Source organism: Labrys neptuniae (assembly GCF_040797145.1).
GTDB lineage: Bacteria > Pseudomonadota > Alphaproteobacteria > Rhizobiales > Labraceae > Labrys > Labrys neptuniae.
This window is the reverse complement of sequence record NZ_JBFNQD010000001.1, coordinates 555815-572739: the sequence shown is the minus strand read 5'-3', so window position 1 is coordinate 572739 and position 16925 is coordinate 555815. Positions and strand designations below refer to the sequence as shown.

The 16925-nt window shown below is 63.3% G+C and carries 10 protein-coding genes; 4 read left to right on the top strand and 6 right to left on the bottom strand.

Annotation, left to right across the window (positions count from 1 at the left end; all coding sequences use genetic code 11):
- The first annotated feature begins 108 nt into the window (after window positions 1–108).
- Together ABXS05_RS02625 and ntrX are read left to right on the top strand one after the other, a co-directional pair.
- The gene (locus tag ABXS05_RS02625; RefSeq protein ID WP_367622807.1) at window positions 109–2418 is read left to right on the top strand and encodes a sensor histidine kinase NtrY-like; all 2310 of its coding nucleotides are present in this window, start codon (window positions 109–111) and stop codon (window positions 2416–2418) included.
- Between the two features lie 134 nt (window positions 2419–2552).
- Entirely contained in the window at window positions 2553–3923 is a 1371-nt protein-coding gene (gene ntrX, locus ABXS05_RS02620; RefSeq protein ID WP_311934798.1) for a nitrogen assimilation response regulator NtrX, read from the top strand.
- A 75-nt stretch (window positions 3924–3998) separates the two neighbouring features.
- Here ntrX and ABXS05_RS02615 read toward each other — a convergent pair whose 3' ends face one another.
- The gene (locus tag ABXS05_RS02615; RefSeq protein ID WP_367622806.1) at window positions 3999–4859 is read right to left on the bottom strand and encodes a sulfite exporter TauE/SafE family protein; all 861 of its coding nucleotides are present in this window, start codon (window positions 4857–4859) and stop codon (window positions 3999–4001) included.
- A 562-nt stretch (window positions 4860–5421) separates the two neighbouring features.
- Here ABXS05_RS02615 and ABXS05_RS02610 point away from each other — a divergent pair.
- Window positions 5422–7284 carry a B12-binding domain-containing radical SAM protein gene (locus ABXS05_RS02610; protein ID WP_367622805.1) on the top strand — a complete coding sequence of 621 codons (1863 nt, stop codon included), beginning with the start codon at window positions 5422–5424 and terminating at the stop codon, window positions 7282–7284.
- A gap of 93 nt (window positions 7285–7377) precedes the next feature.
- On the opposite strand, the gene mdoH is transcribed toward ABXS05_RS02610, so the two are convergent.
- Both mdoH and ABXS05_RS02600 read right to left on the bottom strand, forming a co-directional pair.
- Window positions 7378–9579 carry a glucans biosynthesis glucosyltransferase MdoH gene (mdoH, locus tag ABXS05_RS02605; protein ID WP_367622804.1) on the bottom strand — a complete coding sequence of 734 codons (2202 nt, stop codon included), beginning with the start codon at window positions 9577–9579 and terminating at the stop codon, window positions 7378–7380.
- Window positions 9555–11084, bottom strand: a complete 1530-nt coding sequence (locus ABXS05_RS02600; RefSeq protein ID WP_367622803.1) for an OpgD/OpgG family glucan biosynthesis protein — start codon at window positions 11082–11084, stop codon at window positions 9555–9557. Before ABXS05_RS02600 ends, mdoH begins: the two co-directional genes overlap by 25 nt.
- Before the next feature lie 516 nt (window positions 11085–11600).
- On the opposite strand from ABXS05_RS02600, the gene ABXS05_RS02595 reads away from it, so the two are divergent.
- The gene (locus ABXS05_RS02595) at window positions 11601–14372 is read left to right on the top strand and encodes a valine--tRNA ligase (RefSeq protein ID WP_367622802.1); all 2772 of its coding nucleotides are present in this window, start codon (window positions 11601–11603) and stop codon (window positions 14370–14372) included.
- Window positions 14373–14422: 50 nt separating this feature from the next.
- On the opposite strand, the gene ABXS05_RS02590 is transcribed toward ABXS05_RS02595, so the two are convergent.
- Genes ABXS05_RS02590 through ABXS05_RS02580 form a run of 3 tightly spaced genes read right to left on the bottom strand, consistent with a single transcriptional unit; the run spans window position 14423 to window position 16824 of the window.
- A complete protein-coding gene (locus ABXS05_RS02590; protein ID WP_437178623.1) occupies window positions 14423–15214 on the bottom strand; it encodes an amino acid ABC transporter ATP-binding protein in 792 nt (263 codons plus the stop codon).
- Window positions 15211–15978: an amino acid ABC transporter permease gene (locus ABXS05_RS02585; RefSeq protein WP_367622801.1), complete on the bottom strand. Its 768-nt coding sequence runs from the start codon at window positions 15976–15978 to the stop codon at window positions 15211–15213. Before ABXS05_RS02585 ends, ABXS05_RS02590 begins: the two co-directional genes overlap by 4 nt.
- A gap of 9 nt (window positions 15979–15987) precedes the next feature.
- A complete protein-coding gene (locus ABXS05_RS02580; RefSeq protein ID WP_367622800.1) occupies window positions 15988–16824 on the bottom strand; it encodes an ABC transporter substrate-binding protein in 837 nt (278 codons plus the stop codon).
- Window positions 16825–16925 lie beyond the last annotated feature (101 nt).

Here is a 16925-nt window from a genome sequence, read left to right as displayed (position 1 = left end):
TCAATTTCGCCTTGATTCTGTTACAATTCGGCAACAGTGTTGCATGAATCACTCAGCCGGGAATCGTCCGGGCTGACCGGTCGACAACGGGGCGAGGACGGCGTTCGAATGGCAGTTGCAGACAACGCCCAGCAGACGGTGCCAGATGTCGCCAGCATGCCGGCACGGCGCCTCGGCCTGCTCGGTTTCGGGCTGGTCATTCTTTCGGTCGCCTCGGCCATCGGCACCTTCTTCGTGCTTGTCGACGTCGAACCGGTTTCACTGCTGCTCAAGAGCACGGTCTCCGATTTGCGCTTCTATCTGGGCATCGATAGCGTCGCCCAGGCGCCCAACACCGATATCGCCTACAGCAACGCCATCGATGCGCTGTTCATCGTCAACGCCTCCTTCATTGTGGCATTGCTGGTGCTGCTGGCGGTCGAGGCCGGCAATCTGATCGTCGCAAGGCGTCGCGGGCAGGCCGGCGCCGCGTTGCATATGCGGGTGATCGGGTTGTTCTCCGTCGTCTCCGCCGTGCCGGTATTGCTGCTGGCCACGGTGGCGATCATCTCGCTCGACCGCGGCCTCGACAATCTGTTTTCGACGCGCGTCAGCAACATCGTCAATACGTCGGTTGCCGTCGCCAATTCCTATCAGGACGAGCAGGCCCTGCAATTGCGGTTTGCCGGCCTGTCGATGGCTGCCGACCTCAACAAATATTCACCGCTCTATGCTGCCGACAGGTCGCAATATCAGCGCCTGTTCGACATGCTCGCCGTGAATTACGGCCTGTCCAGCGCCATGATCCTGACGCGGGACGGCCAGGTGACCGACCAGTCCTACGTGCCCGGGAGCCTGCCCTTCTTCCTGCCGGCCAAGCTTTTTCCGGCCCTTGCCGCCGCGGACCAGCAACCGGCCGTGCGCATCGACCCCGGTACGCAGAACGTCACGGGCCAGATCATCAAGCTGGCCGCCTATACCGATCGCTATCTCTTCATCGTCCGGCCCTTCGACCCGAAGATCGCCGAATATATCCGCCAGACCGGCGAAGATTCGGCGCGCTTCGAGAATCTGAAGGCATCGCGCTTCCCGACCCAGGTCAATTTCGCGCTGCTCTATGCCATCATCGCCCTTAACATGCTGCTGGCGGCGATCTGGATCGGCCTGTCCTTCGCCAATCGCCTGGTCGAGCCGATCCGGCGCCTGATCAGTGCGGCCGACCAGGTCGGCAGCGGCAATCTCAACGTGCATGTACCGGTGGAGCGGCGCTCGGGCGACCTTGGTAAGCTCGGCGACACCTTCAACAACATGACGGACACGCTGCGCACCCAGCGCAACGATCTGCTTGGAGCCAACGACCTGCTCGACAGCCGCCGGCGCTTCATCGAGGCGGTGCTCTCCGGCGTTTCGACCGGCGTGATCGGCATCGACGACGAAGGCAAGATCACGGTGGTCAACCCGCTCGCCAGCACCTGGATCAAGTCGCGGCAGTCACCCGTGGGGCGCCCCCTTGCGGAGGTGATGCCGGAATTGTCGACCTATCTCGCCGATGCGCTCGGCACGCGTTCGCGGTTGGTGCAGGGCCAGATCACCATCAATCGCGACGGGCGCGAGCGCAATCTCACCGTGCGCGTCACTTCCGAGCAGTCCACCATGCGCGAGCATGGCTATGTGGTGACGCTGGACGACATCACCGAACTCGTGGTGGCGCAGCGCAGTTCCGCCTGGGCGGACGTGGCCCGCCGCATCGCCCATGAGATCAAGAATCCGCTGACGCCGATCCAGCTTTCGGCCGAACGCATTCGGCGCAAATATGGCAAGGTCATCGTCGAGGACCGCGAGGTCTTCGACCAGTGCACCGATACCATCGTGCGCCAGGTCGACGACATCAAGCGCATGGTCGACGAGTTCTCCTCCTTCGCCCGCATGCCCAAGCCCTCGATCGAGAGCGAGGATTTCGGCGAGATGGTGAAGCAGGTCGTGTTCATGATGCGCATCGGCTATCCCGACATTACCTTCACCTATCAGCCGCCACCCGAACCCATCATAGCCCGGTTCGACCGGCGCCTGCTCTCGCAAGCCGTCACCAACATCGTGAAGAACGCCACCGAGGCGATCGCCGGCCGTCCCGAGGATCGGCAGGGGCCGGGGGCCGTCGAGGTGCGCGCGCTGCGCAGGGGAGGCGACATCGCCGTCGAGGTTGTCGACAACGGCATTGGTCTGCCCAAGGAAAACCGCCAGAAGCTGCTCGAACCCTATGTCACCACGCGTGAGAAGGGCACGGGCCTGGGCCTGGCCATCGTCGGCAAGATCATGGAGGAGCATGGCGGCGGTATCGAGCTCCTCGATGCGCCCGCCGTGGCGGAGGGCGGTCACGGCGCGATGATGCGCCTGTGGTTCCCGGCGGAGGCGACGACCAGCAATGAGGCCGTGCAATGACGGCGATATTCGATTTTCATCAGGGCCAAGGCCCATTCTTCCAGCGCACGATTGCAAGGCCCTTGCGAGCGGCACACCCGGCCTGGTGCAAGGCGGGAGCGTTGGATTCACCTCGAGCAAGCAGGACCTAGACGATGGCGACCGACATTCTGATCGTTGACGATGAGGCCGATATCCGCGAGCTCGTTGCCGGCATCCTCGAGGATGAAGGCCATGGCACCCGTACCGCCAAGGACGCCGACGATGCCCTGGCTACAGTTGCCCAGCGCCGGCCGCATCTGATCTTCCTGGACATCTGGATGCAGGGCTCACGCCTCGATGGCCTCCAGCTTCTGGAGGTCCTGAAGGCCGAGCACCCCGACGTTCCGGTGGTGATGATCTCGGGCCATGGCAATATCGAAACCGCCGTGGCGGCGATCAAGATCGGCGCCTATGACTTCATCGAAAAGCCGTTCAAGGCGGACAGGCTGGTACTGGTCGCAGAGCGCGCTTTGGAAACGTCGCGCCTGCGCCGCGAGGTCAACCAGTTGCGTCAGATCTCGGGCAGCGCCTCCAAGATGATCGGGCGTTCCTCGGCCATGAACCAGCTCCGGCAGGTGATCGAGAAGACGGCGCCGACCAACAGCCGCATCCTGATTGCGGGGCCGCCCGGATCGGGCAAGGAATTGGCTGCGCGCACCATCCACCAGGCCTCGCAGCGGGCCGAAGGACCTTTCGTGGTGCTCAATTCGGCCTCGATCCTGCCGGAAACCATGGAAACCGAATTGTTCGGCGTCGAAGGCGGCGATGGCCGCGCCCGCAAGGTCGGTGCTTTCGAGGAGGCCCATGGCGGCACGCTGTTTTTCGACGAGGTCGCGGATTTGCCGCGCGAAACGCAGGGCAAGATCCTGCGGGTGCTGATCGACCAGAATTTCTCCCGCGTCGGTGGTGCCACCAAGGTACATGTCGACGTGCGCATCATCACCTCGACCTCGCGTGACCTGACCGAGGAAGTGGCCGACGGCCGCTTCCGCGAGGATCTGCTGCACCGCCTCTCCGTAGTGCCGATCCGCGTGCCCGGCCTGTCCGAGCGCCGCGAGGATATCCCGGAACTCGTCGACTATTTCCAGGGCCAGATCGCGCAGGCGACTGGTTTGCCGCGCCGCGTGGTCGGCCCCGATGCCATGGCGGTGCTGCAGTCGCATGAATGGCCCGGCAATGTCCGCCAGCTGCGCAACAATATCGAGCGGCTGATGATCCTGGTGGGGGGCGATGCCGATGCGACCATCACCGCCGAAATGCTGCCGCCGGAGATCGGTGCGCTGATGCCGACGCGCCCGAACGGGCAGGGGGGCGAGCAGTTGATGGGCCTGCAATTGCGCGATGCCCGCGAATTGTTCGAGCGCGAATATCTGATCGCACAGATCAATCGTTTCGGCGGCAACATTTCCCGCACTGCCGAGTTCGTCGGCATGGAACGTTCGGCCTTGCATCGCAAGCTCAAATCGCTTGGCGTGGGGGCGTAGACGGGCATGGATCGCCGGTTCACGTCACGCGGCTGCCGATGAATTCGACGGCCGGGGGACGACGGCAGCCTCGGCCTATGCCAGGGCCTTCCAGAGATTCCAGGCGCTGAGCGAGGTGATCAACACGCCGACGATGATGAGCAAAACGCGCGTCGGCAGTTTCTTGACCAGCAGGGCTGCGAAGGGCGCGGCAAACAATCCGCCGAAGATCAGGCCGGCGATCGTCGTCCAGTGTGTGAAGCCGCCAAGCAGTGCGAAGGAGAAGCCGCTGGCGATGGCGAGGAAGAACTCGGCGGCGTTGACGGAACCGATCGTGGTGCGCGGGTCGTGACCGGTGCCCAGCAGCGAGGTGGTGACCACCGGTCCCCAGCCACCACCGCCGACGGCATCGACGAAACCGCCGGTGACGGCAAGTGGGGCGACGAAAGTCGGCGGTTCGGTGCGGACATGGATGGCCCGGAAGGCCTTGCTGACGATGTAGAGGCCCAACAGCAGCAGATAGGCCGATATCCACGGTTTCAGCAGATCGCCATCGATGGCGGTGACGAGATAGGCTCCGATTACCGCGCCGATGATGCCGGGAATGAGCAGGCGCGCAAACAGCTTGCCGTTCACATTGCCCAGTTTCCAATGCGAGAGGCCGGAAAAGCCGGTGGTGAAGATCTCGGCGATGTGAACCGAGGCCGAAGCCGCGGCCGGCGGCACGCCCGTGGAGAGCAGGAAGGTCGTGGAGGTCACGCCATAGGCCATGCCGAGAGCGCCATCGACGATCTGGGCCAGCAGCCCGACGGCAACGGCCGTCCAGAAGCCGCGTGAAATCAATCCAGAACCGATTTCGGCAGGTGCGGCGTTCCAGTCGATGGGGGCGTACCAAAGCCCTGCTGCGATAGCCGCGGCAACCAGGGGTGGGACGACAATGAAAGCAATTCGTATCAAACGATGTCGTCTGCTGAGTGCAATGGGTGGAATATCGGAAGTGGACATGGTGGGCTCAAACGGTTGGAATGGTCAAGAATGCAGGCCGGAACGCTCGTCCTTCTAGCGACAGCGCTCACGCGCTCGGCTTGCGGCGCCAAACTCGTCGTGATGGTTCATCGCGGCCATGGAGGCTCCAATGGCAATGGGCTGAGGCCGATCGTTTGTGCTCAACTCATGGATGTCAATATTTTTCTATAAAATTTATAGAAATTATATGTTTATAAACCGTTCCGGTGAAACGCGGCTGTTCTGCTCCGACGGGCGATGGCGCCAACCTGAGCCGACATCGCGATATGGGAGCTGCCTGTGTCAGGGGGAAATCATTCTCGCAGGAATGCTGAGATTTGCCGACTTACTACTTATTCATCCGTGCTTGGTGCCGGGTGTTGGCGATCTCGGGGAAGCAGCATAGCTGTAAAGCGTCCGGCAATGCGACGCTTAGCTCGGCATTAAGCAAAAATCATCTTGCTCCCGAAATAGAAGTCTCTACAAAAAGTATAAATATCCTTGGGGCCAAGGCATGCAGGGGCAGGCAGTTGCAGGGCCAGGTAGACCAGGCGTCCAGCCGGGGGGGCAGACGCGCCATGTCGATATCTGGCTGATCAAAGCCACGCGATATGATGATGACGGCTATCCCATCCGCTGGATAAGGTCGGCCATTCCGTCGAACTCGCTTGCCTGCGTCTGGGCCCTGGTGGAAGACGCCATTTCCCGCCAAGTCTTCGGTCCCGACGTCGAAGCGCGGGTGCACGCCATCGACGAGACCAATACCCGGGTCGACATTCCCGCCATTCTGGCAAGCCATCGGGGCGAGGGCGCGCGGGCCATCGTCATGCTGGTCGGTGTGCAGACCAACCAATATCCGCGGGCGATGGATATCGCGCGTCCGCTGCGAGCCGCCGGCGTGCCGGTCTGCATCGGCGGCTTTCATGTATCCGGCTGTGTCGCCATGCTCGGTGAGGATGCCGAGGAACTCACCCTGGCCCGGGAGCTCGGTGTCAGCCAGTTCGCCGGCGAGGCCGAGCCCGACCGCCTCGACGTCGTGCTGAGCGATGCCTTGGCCGGCACCCTGAAGCCGCTGTACAATCATTTGAAGGACCAGCCCGGCCTGCAGAATGTGCCGGTGCCGCTGCTGCCCGGGCCGATCGTGCGGCGCTCCTTCACCCATTGGTCGAGCTTCGATCTCGGCCGGGGCTGCCCGTTCGAATGCTCCTTCTGCACCATCATCAATGTGCAGGGGCGCAAGAGCCGCTTCCGCACGGCGGACGAGCTGGAGGCCATCCTCCGGCTGAACGCTGCGGAAGGCGTCAGCAAGTTCTTCGTGACCGACGATAATTTCGCCCGCAACCGCAATTGGGAGGCCTATTGCGACCGGCTGATCGAGTTGCGCGAGCGCGAGGGACTTGAAGCCCGGCTGCTGATCCAGGTCGACACCATGGCCCATCGCATTCCCGGCTTCATCGACAAGGTGGTGCGGGCCGGTGTGCGGCTGATCTTCATCGGGCTCGAAAACATCAATCCAGACAATCTGGAGGCGGCCAAGAAACGCCAGAACCGCATTGAGGAATATCGCGAGATGGTGCTGGCGTGGAAGCGCCATCCTGTGGTGATCAGCTGCGGCTACATCATCGGCTTTCCGGCCGATACAAGGGAATCGATCCTGCGTGACGTCGATCTGATCAAGCGGGAACTGGCCATCGATGTGCTCTACTTCAACATTCTGACGCCTCTGCCCGGCAGTGAGGACCATAAGCGCATGAAGGAAGCCGGGGTGTGGATGGACCCGGACTTCAACAAATATGACCTGAACCATCGCGTCACCCATCATCCCAAGATGAGCGATGCCGAGCTTGATGCCGTCTTCCACGAAGCCAGCCGCCGCTATTACGATTTCGAGCATATGGAGCGGGTGTTCAAGCGCCGGGTGCAGCTCAAGAACGGCATGCGGCTGACCACGCTCTACAATCTGATTGCCTATCGCGAAGGGCCACGGCGGGAAGGCGTCGCCTTCGCGGAGTTCGGCCTCGGGCGCGTCATCGACCGCCGGGAGCGGCGCTACGGGCTGCCGATCGAAAACCCGCTGCGCTTCTATGCCCGTTATGCTTGGCGCTTTGCGCGCACGATGGGCGCCTATGCCTATACCTATGGCCGGCTGCGCCTGAGCGTGGCCAGGGCCTGGCGGGCCTGGGGACGGCAGGATGAGTTTCCCTATGCCGACGAGGCCATTGCCGCCGTCGATGAACGCTTGGACCCGCTGGTCCAGGAAACGGCCGATCGCAGCACGCCCTATGCCAAGAAGCGCCAGGAGAATCGGCTGAAGTCGCGCCTCCAGGACGGCTTGCAGCCCGAACTCGGCCTGAGCGGTGAAACCGTCGGCCCCTAGCGCTGCCTCCGTTGCGAAGGCACGCCGATGATGGGCCTTGAGTGAACGACGCGTCTTGCGATTCCAGGCGATTCCGCCAAGTTGCAAGACGCTTTAGGCTGGTTCGACCTTGGCCGGCTCGTGCAGTCGGGACAGACTGGCGATCAGGCTGCGGTCATGCAGCGCCACGAAGCGTTCCTTCGAATTCAGCCATTTGGCAGCCTCCTCGATCGAGGCGGCCTCCGCGATCTTGGCTTGCGCCATGACGCGATCCTGCTCGAAACGCCCGCGCTCGCGGGAAGCCGAGGTCGGCAGCATGGTCTCGTGCAGGGCTCGGAAGCCGGCATCCTTGTAGACGACCTCGATGGCATCGCTGTCATCCTCGCCGACGGCCGCGAGCTCGGTGCTGAGGGCGTTGGCCCGGGTCGCCACTTCCGGCGGATGGGTCTCCTCGGGGGTCGCCAGAATGCCATGGCGGCGCAGCCACAGGCCGAGCGCGAGCTGGCCGGATGCCCAGGAGAGCGGAATGGCAAGGAGGAGGCCGAGGATGGTCGGCGACATCCAGGTAAACAGATAGGGCGAGATCACATAGGCGGCCACGCCGGCGAAGAGGCCGAGGACAGTGTGCGAGCGATGGCGCTTGACGATGTCGCGGAAGGGGATCGAACCGTCGTCGCGCCGCTGCGGCTTCCAGCCCGAGTCGCGCCCGACCAGGATTTCGAACACGGCGCCCGACTGGATCAGCATCATCACCGGAGCGAGCAGGGCCGAGAGGATGATCTCGAGCAGCACCGATAGGGTCAGCCGGATGCCGCCGCCGCTTGCCCGGCGGTTGGGACCGTCGAGCAGCATGATGATCAGCCCGAAGATCTTCGGCGCCAGCAGGATGCCCATGGTGCCCCCGAACAGCGCCAGGGCGAGTTCGGCGTTGAACACCGGCCAGGTCGGGAACAGCGAGAATTCGTCGGTGAAATATTCGCGCCGGATGAAATGGGCCTGCAGGGCGATGGTCAGGCCGACGAGCAGCTGCAGCAGCCAGAGCGGGCTGGCCAGATAGGAGAAGATGCCATTGGCGAAATGCTGGCGCGTGCAGGGGTGGAAACCCTTGGAACCGATCACGCGGGAGTGCTGCAGATTGCCCTGGCACCAGCGGCGGTCGCGCGCCGACAGGTCGATCAGCGAGGGCGGGCTCTCTTCATAGGAGCCGGTGATGTCGTTGAGCATGTAGACGGCATAGCCGGCGCGGCGGATCAGGGCCGCCTCGACGAAGTCATGGCTGAGGATATGGCCGCCGAAGGGCGGGCGGCCCGACAGATCCGGCATGCCGCAATGCGCTGCGAAGGCCTTGGTGCGGATAATGGCGTTATGGCCCCAGTAATTGCCATCATGGCCCATCCACAGCGACAGGCCTTCGGCGATCACCGGACCATAGACGCGCGCGGCGAATTGCTGAATGCGCGCGAACAGGGTGTTGCGGTTGATGATCAACGGCAGCGTCTGGATGATGCCGGCATCCGGGTCGCGCTCCATTGCAGCAGCCAGCTGCACGACGGAGGAGCCCGTCATCAGGCTGTCGGCGTCGAGCACCAGCATATGGTCGTAGGAACCGCCCCACCGCGTGACCCAGTTGGCGATGTTGCCCGCCTTGCGGTTCGTGTTGCGCTGGCGATGGTGGTACCAGAGCTGGATGTCGGGTCCCAGGCGCTTGCGCATCGCCAGGAACGCCCGTTCCTCGGCGATCCATACATTCGGGTCGGTGGTGTCGGAGACGAAGAAATAGTCGAAGGCGCGGCCGAGCCCGGTCTGCTCCACCGATTCGATGATGGCTTGCATCGCGCCGAAAACCCGGCTTGGCGCCTCATTGTAGATCGGCATGAGCACCGCTGTGCGCGTGCTCAATTGCTGGGGCAAGGGCTGCGTGGTGCGCCGGTGGAACAGCAGATAGACGAAGCCGGCGACGCCCGCGGTAAAGGCGAGGGCGATCCAGGAGAAGTTGAGCACGAACAGGCAGACAAGGGCCCATTCGAGGAAGGTGACGCCGCCGACTTCCACGACCTTGTACATTTCCCAGGCGCCGAAAGCGGTGAGCACCAGCATGCCGCCGAAGACGAACAGCCGGATGAGCCAGGAACCGTGATGCAGCGCCGGATGGATCCAGGAGCGGCGTTCCGAACGCGACCATTTGGTCAGCGACTGCACCGGCATCTCCAGCCGGTTCTCGTCCGGCATGGCGGGGCGCTGATAGACCCATTCCTGCGACGGGTTGGGATTGGTGCCGCCGGTGTGTTCCTCTACGGTGTCCATCGATACAGCCATGTCTCACTTACAGGCTTGCCGTCCTTGACCAGCACGGCACGCATTTCCGAATAGGTTTCGCTGCTCGGGTCGAGGCCGAAACTCAGGCGACCGATGCGCCGCTCCGTTTCCAGAGTCAAACTGACGTCGCTCAGCTTGCCGGGATTGACGGTGATCTCCGGCGTGACGCCGTTGAGATTGTCGGCATTGGCGAACAGATCGCCCTGGAAGTCGATCACGAACAGGCGCCGCTTGGAGCCGAGGGCTCCGATGCGCGTTTCGCGCACCAATACCATTGGCGGACGCTCCGCCGGCGTCCAGCACCAATTGGTGCGATAGGCGAAGGAATAGTCCTTGCCCGCCTCGAGGGCATCCTTGGGGCGCCAATAGGTGATGATGTTGTCGTGGATTTCCTGGTCGGTCGGGATCTCCACGAGCTGGATCGAGCCTTCGCCCCAGTCGCCCTTGGGCGTGATCCACACGCTGGGCTGCATTTCGTAGCGATGCCGGCTGTCTTCATAATCGGCCGGATCGCGATTGCGCTGAAGCAGGCCGAAGCCGCGCGGGGTCTTGTCGACAAAGGCCGAAATCTGCAGCGTCTCCGGATTCTGCAGCGGGCGCCAGATCCATTCGCCGCCGCCAGACAGCATCTGCAGGCCGGAAGAACCGTGGACGGCCACGCGTACGTCGTCGACGCCCTTGCGGTCGTTGGAGCCGAACAGATACATCGAATTCAGCGGCGCGATGCCGACATGTTCGATCTTGGCGCGCGGGAAAATCGTGGTTTCGACGTCGATGGTCGTGATCTCGCCCGGGTGCAGCGTCAGGTGGAACGCGCCCGTCGCCGCTTCCGAATCGAGCAAGGCGTGCACCACCAGATTCTCGGCATTCTGGGGCGGACGCTCGATCCAGAAAGCGCGGAAGGCGGGAAACTCCTCGCCGCTGGATTCGCCGGTATTGATCGCCAGACCGCGCGCCGCCGCGCCATAGACCTGATTCTTGGCGATGGCGCGGAAATAGCTGGCACCCTGGAAGATGGCGAAATCGTCGAGCCGATTGGGCATGTCGATCGGCGCCTTCAGGCGAAAACCGGAAAAGCCCAGCTTGGAATCGGGCGGCGGCGCAGCGATCTTGCCGAAGTCGAACATCGCCGGCTCATAGGGCACGATGAGGACACGGCCGTCCTCGACGGTGAACAGGTCGACCGGGGTCGCATAGATGAAGCCGCGATGCAGGGGCTCGATCACGAAGCCGCGGTGATCCTGGCTCCAAATGCCCCGGTCGGGCCGGAATCGGATCGAGACATATTGCTCGTAGTCCAGATTCTGCAGGGAAGAGGGCAGCGTGGCGTCCGGTGCCTGATAGGGGGCCTTGGCCAGGTTCCTGGCATAGTCCAGGAGCTTGTCGCGGGAGAAGACCTCGCCTTCCTTCAGGCCGGGGGCGTCGATCGCTGCCCGGGCCCCCTGGGGGGCGGTCAACACACCGGCGGCAATCGAGGCAAATTTCAAGAAGTCGCGTCTGTTCATGGTCTTCTTAACGCGCTTTTGGCAGGCGCAATAGGTGTGGCTGGGCAAGGAACGGCACCACGTCCCTCGGGAGGAAGCGTCGGGTCATCATCGGGGCACCATAGGTGATACGATCGCCGGCAACAACTGGCGGGTGTACTCGCGACATCGTTCCCCGACCATCCCACACCCGGACCGACGGCCTTCAACCGAAGAATCGTGACGACTTCATGATGTAGAGGGAGAGGCTTTCCATTTTCTTGTCACAAGCCGACTCTGTGCCGGGCGGTAAAGGTCGGCATTGGGGCAGGAAGAGGTGGGAAGATCGCAGGGCGCATCGCGCCCGGAAATGCCGGAAAGCCGCCGGGTGCAACGGTCTCAGCGCTTGTTTCGTTGACTTTGAGGGGGCGTTTCTGCCACTACCGGCCGTGAATTGCGTGGACTGCTCGCTCATGGGCATGCCGGCAGGCCGAATCACGGAGCCGCCGGTGCCTGTAACCGCCGCCCACGCCACCTGACCTGCCTTGAAAGAAGATCATGATCGAAACCACCTTTGACCCCGCCAGCGTCGAGCCGCGCGTGTCCGCGGCCTGGGAAGAGGCACAGGCTTTTCGCGCAGGTCGCCCCGATCGGGCCGGCGCTGCTCCCTATTCGATCGTGATTCCGCCGCCGAACGTCACCGGCTCGCTGCATATGGGCCATGCGCTCAACAATACGCTGCAGGACATCCTCTGCCGCTTCGAGCGCATGCGCGGCAAGGACGTGCTCTGGCAGCCCGGCACCGACCATGCCGGCATCGCCACCCAGATGGTGGTGGAGCGCCAGCTCCAGGAGCGCCAGATCCATCGCCGCGAGATCGGGCGTGAGAAATTCCTCGAGCATGTCTGGGCCTGGAAGGAAGAATCGGGCGGTACCATCGTCAAGCAGCTCAAGCGCCTGGGCGCGTCCTGCGACTGGTCGCGCGAACGCTTTACCATGGATGAAGGCCTGTCCAAGGCGGTGATCGAGATCTTCGTGCGCATGAACGAAGCTGGTCTGATCTATAAGGACAAGCGCCTGGTCAGTTGGGATCCCAAGCTGCTGACCGCGATCTCCGACATCGAAGTCGAGCAGATCGAGATCAATGGCAGCCTGTGGCACTTCGCCTATCCGGTGGTGGACGAGGCGGGGCAGGAGACGGGAGAGACCATTACCGTCGCCACCACACGCCCGGAAACCATGCTCGGCGACACCGCCGTGGCGGTGCATCCCTCGGACGAACGCTATACCCATCTGGTCGGCAAGAGGGTGCGGCTGCCACTGGTCGGGCGCCTGATTCCGATCGTCGCCGACGAATATTCCGATCCCGAGAAGGGCACGGGCGCGGTAAAGATCACGCCGGCGCACGATTTCAACGATTTCGAGGTCGGCAGGCGGCATAATCTCGAGGTGATCAACATCCTCACGGCCGAAGCGCGTATCAACGACGCCGCGCCCGAAGCCTATCGCGGCCTGGACCGCTTCGAGGCGCGCAAGCGCATCGTTGCCGACATGGAGGCTGCCGGCCGCCTGGTCGAGATCGAGAAGCACAAGCATCAGGTGCCGCATGGCGACCGCTCGGGCGTGCCGATCGAGCCCTGGCTCACCGACCAGTGGTATCTGAACGTGCGGCCGCTCGCCGAGGAGGCCCTGGCCGCTGTGCGCCGCGGCCAGACTCGCTTCGTGCCGCAGAACTGGGAGAAGACCTTCTTCGACTGGCTCGAGAACATCCAGCCCTGGTGCGTGTCGCGTCAGCTGTGGTGGGGCCACCAGATCCCGGCCTGGTACGGGCCGGATGGCGGTTACGTCATCGCCCGCAACGAAAAGGAAGCGCGCGCCAAGGCCGATGAGAAGTGGGGTGCCGGCACGGCTATCACGCGTGACGAGGACGTACTCGACACCTGGTTCTCCTCGGCGTTGTGGCCCTATTCGACCTTCGGCTGGCCGGACAAGACGGCGGAACTCGCCAGATACTACCCGACTTCCGTGGTGGTGACGGGCTTCGACATCATCTTCTTCTGGGTTGCACGCATGATGATGACGGGCCTGTTCACCCAGAACGACGTGCCCTTCAAGGACGTTTATCTTCACGCCCTCGTCCGCGACGAGAAGGGTGCCAAGATGTCGAAATCCAAGGGCAACGTCATGGACCCCCTGGATATCATCGACGGCGTCGAACTCGATACCCTCATCGCCAAGCGCACCGCGGCCCTGGCCAACAAGGCCGATGTCGCCCATGTCACCTCGGAGACGCGGAAAGCCTATCCGAACGGCATCGAGCGCTATGGTGCCGACGCCTTGCGCTTCTTCCTGGCCGCGATGGCCGCACCCGGCCGCGACATCAAGCTGTCGATCGACCGCGTCAAGGGCTATCGCAATTTCGGTACCAAGCTGTGGAACGCCACGCGCTTTGCCGAGATGAAGGGCTGCGTGCGCGATCCCGGCTTCGACCCGAAATCGGCGAAGATCGCCCTCAACCGTTGGATTGCCGGCGAAGCGGAGAAGGCTGTCGGCGAAATCCAGCGCGCCATCGAGGCCTATCGCTTCAACGATGCCGCCAGCGCGGTCTACCGCTTCATCTGGAACGTGGTGTGTGACTGGTATGTCGAGCTCGCCAAGCCGATCATCGAGGGCGAGGACGAGGCCGCACGGGCCGAGACGCGGGCCATGGTCGCCTTCATCCTCGACCAGTCGACGCTCTTGCTGCATCCCTTCATGCCCTTCATGACCGAGGAGCTCTGGTCGGTGACGGCAGGACCGGTTCCACGCAACCAGATGGCGGCCCTGACGGCCTGGCCGGATCTCGGCGGCCTGCTCGATGCCGCGGCGGATGAGGAAATCGGCTGGTTGGTCGATCTGGTCACCGAGATCCGCTCGATCCGCACCGAGGTCGGCGTGCCCGGTGGCGCCCAGGTGCCGCTGGTCATGGTGAACGCCTCCCCGGCCATCGAAGCGCGGGTGGCCACCCATGGCGAGACGCTCAAGCGCCTGGCCCGCATCAGCGAAATCAGCTTCGCGCCATCGGCCCCGAAGGGCTCGGTGCAGATCATTGCCCGCGGCGCGGTGGCGGCCCTGGCTCTGGAAGGCATTGTCGACATCGAGGCCGAGAAGGCGCGCCTGAAGAAGGAGACCGACAAGATCGACGGCGAGATTGCCAAGATCAATGCCAAGCTCGGCAATCCCGACTTCATCGCCCGGGCCAAGGAAGAGGTGATCGAGGAAAACCGCGAGCGCCTGGAGGAAGCCACCGCCCGTCGCGCCAAGCTGCAGGACGCGCTGGCAGGGCTGTAGCCGCGCTCCGGCGTGCCGATCTGAGATCGGCACGCCAAGCATCACGACGCCTATCGGCCGTTTGCCCCCGAGACACGGGCGAGGAAGGCCTTCGAGCGTTCCGAGCGCGGTGCCGTGAAGAAGGTCTCGGGCGGCGCCTCCTCGACCACGAGGCCGTCATCCATCATCACCACTCGATCTGCGACCTCGCGGGCAAAGCCCATTTCATGGGTGACGACAACCATGGTCATGCCGTCGCGGGCGAGTTCCTTCATGACTTCCAGCACCTCGCCGACCATTTCGGGATCGAGTGCGCTGGTCGGTTCGTCGAACAGCATCAATGTCGGCTTCATCGCCAGGGCCCGGGCGATGGCCACGCGCTGCTGCTGGCCGCCCGAGAGCTGGGCGGGATAGGCATCCGCCTTGTCCTTGAGGCCGACGCGCGCCAGCAGCGCCATCGCCTCGCGACGGGCTGTCGCCGGGTCGATGCCCAGCACCTGCGTCGGGGCTTCGATGATGTTGCCGAGCGCACTCAGATGCGGGAACAGGTTGAAGCGCTGGAAGACCATGCCGATGTCCCGCCTCTGGCGGGCAATGTTGCGCTCGCTGTCCTCGACGAGGCGACCCTTCCTCTCGCGATAGCCGATGAGATGGCCGTTCACGCGGATGCGGCCGTTCTGGATCTTCTCCAGATGGTTGATGCAGCGCACGAAGGTGGTCTTGCCCGACCCGGAAGCGCCGACGATGACGACGACTTCGCCGCGCCGGACGTTGAGCGAGACGCCCTTGAGCACCTGCATCGAGCCGAACCATTTCTCGACGCCCTCGGCCTCGACGGTCCATTGCATGTCTGCGGTGCTCATGGGCTGGCTCCGAACAGGCTGGTCAGAAGCCGGCCGCGCGGCGCCTTGCTGCGGGTCTCGGCAAAGGGCGTGCTGAAGCGGGCCTCGATGGTGCGCTGGAGGAAGCCCCACAGGGTGGTAAGCGAGAGATAATAGAGCGCGACCACCGAATAGAGCTCGAAGACACGGAAGGTTGCCGACGTCACCATCTGGGTGGCCAGCAGGAGTTCGGGTACGCCGATGACGCTCAGCAGCGTCGTGCTCTTCAGCATGCCGTTGAAGTTGTTGCCGAGGGGCGGAATGATGACCCTCGCGGCCTGGGGCAGGATGATGCGCCGCAGGAGCTTGACGGGTGTCATCCCGAGCGACTTGGCTGCCTCCGTCTGCCCCCGGTCGATCGAGGTGATGCCGGCGCGGATGATCTCGCCCATATAGGCCGCCTCATTCAGGCTGAGGGCGATGATGCCGGCCTGGACATTGCCCGGCAGGATCATGAAGCCGAGATCGATGTCATGGAAGCGCAGGATGCCGGCAGCGGCGAGCGCGGTGTAGATGAACACGATCTGCACCAGCAGCGGCGTGCCGCGCATCACCCAGACATAGAAGGAGGAGAGAGCCCGCAGGACCCGCCAGGACGATAGCCGGCCCAGGGCCACGAACAGGCCGAGGGTGGTGCCGATGATCTGAGCGACGATGCTGATGCTGAGCGTCAGCCAGAGGCCGTGCAGATAGATGCTGGAGGGTTCGAGCAGGTAGTGGAAGAAGAAGGCCCAGTTGAAGTTCATAGCAAGACCTCACAAGGCGTCGCGTTCGATACCCCAGCTTTCCAGGATCTTCCGGTAGGTGCCATCCTTGCGGATGGCCTCGAGCGCCGCGGCGAAGGCCTTCTGCAGGTCGATGTCTTCCTTGCGGAAAGCGGCGCCGATGACGGCCTGGGCGAAAGGCGGGCCTCCCAGTTCGAAGAGGTCCGGGGCTTGCTTGAAATAGTAACCGGCCGTCTTGATCGTGGTGCCATAGGCATCGACCTGTCCGATGCGCAGGGCCTGGAAGGCATCGGTATCCTTGGGAAACACCACGACCTGGGCCTGTGCCTTGCCCTCGCCCGCGAGCTTCTTGTTTTCCTCATCGACAAGGGACTGGATGGTCGTGCCGTTCTCGACGGCAACCTTCTTGCCGGAGAGATCGGCAAGCCCGGTGATATGGCTCGCATTGCCTTTCAGGACGACAAGTGACTGGCTGGAGGCGAGATAGTCGACGAAATCGACGACCTCGCGGCGCTTGGGCTTGTCATAGAGCTCGGACATGATCACGTCGCACTGCCTGGCGATCAGGGCGGGAATGATGCCGTCGAACTGCACCTGCTTCCATTCCGCGCTGACGCCCAGCTGCTTGGCAATGGCATTGCCGAGCTCGATCTCGGCTCCGGTCAACGAGCCGTCATCCTTGTAGAAGGACAGTGGCGGCGAGCCGATATCGGCGCAGATCACCATCTTCCTGGCGTCGGCAATGGCGGCCGGCGGCTGGACGGATTGTGCCCGGGTTGTGGTGGCGATGCTCACTGCCACAAGGGCGATCGATAGGAAAGCAGGCCCTGGGCGAAGACGAGGCAGTACGGCACGGAATGCGCGCATGGTGGTGCTCCGGATGGCTCGTTCCTGGTCCCAGTATGGAACCAATATTATTATTGATACCGATATTGGGGCACAACATTGGCATGCCAGCAAGAAGAATC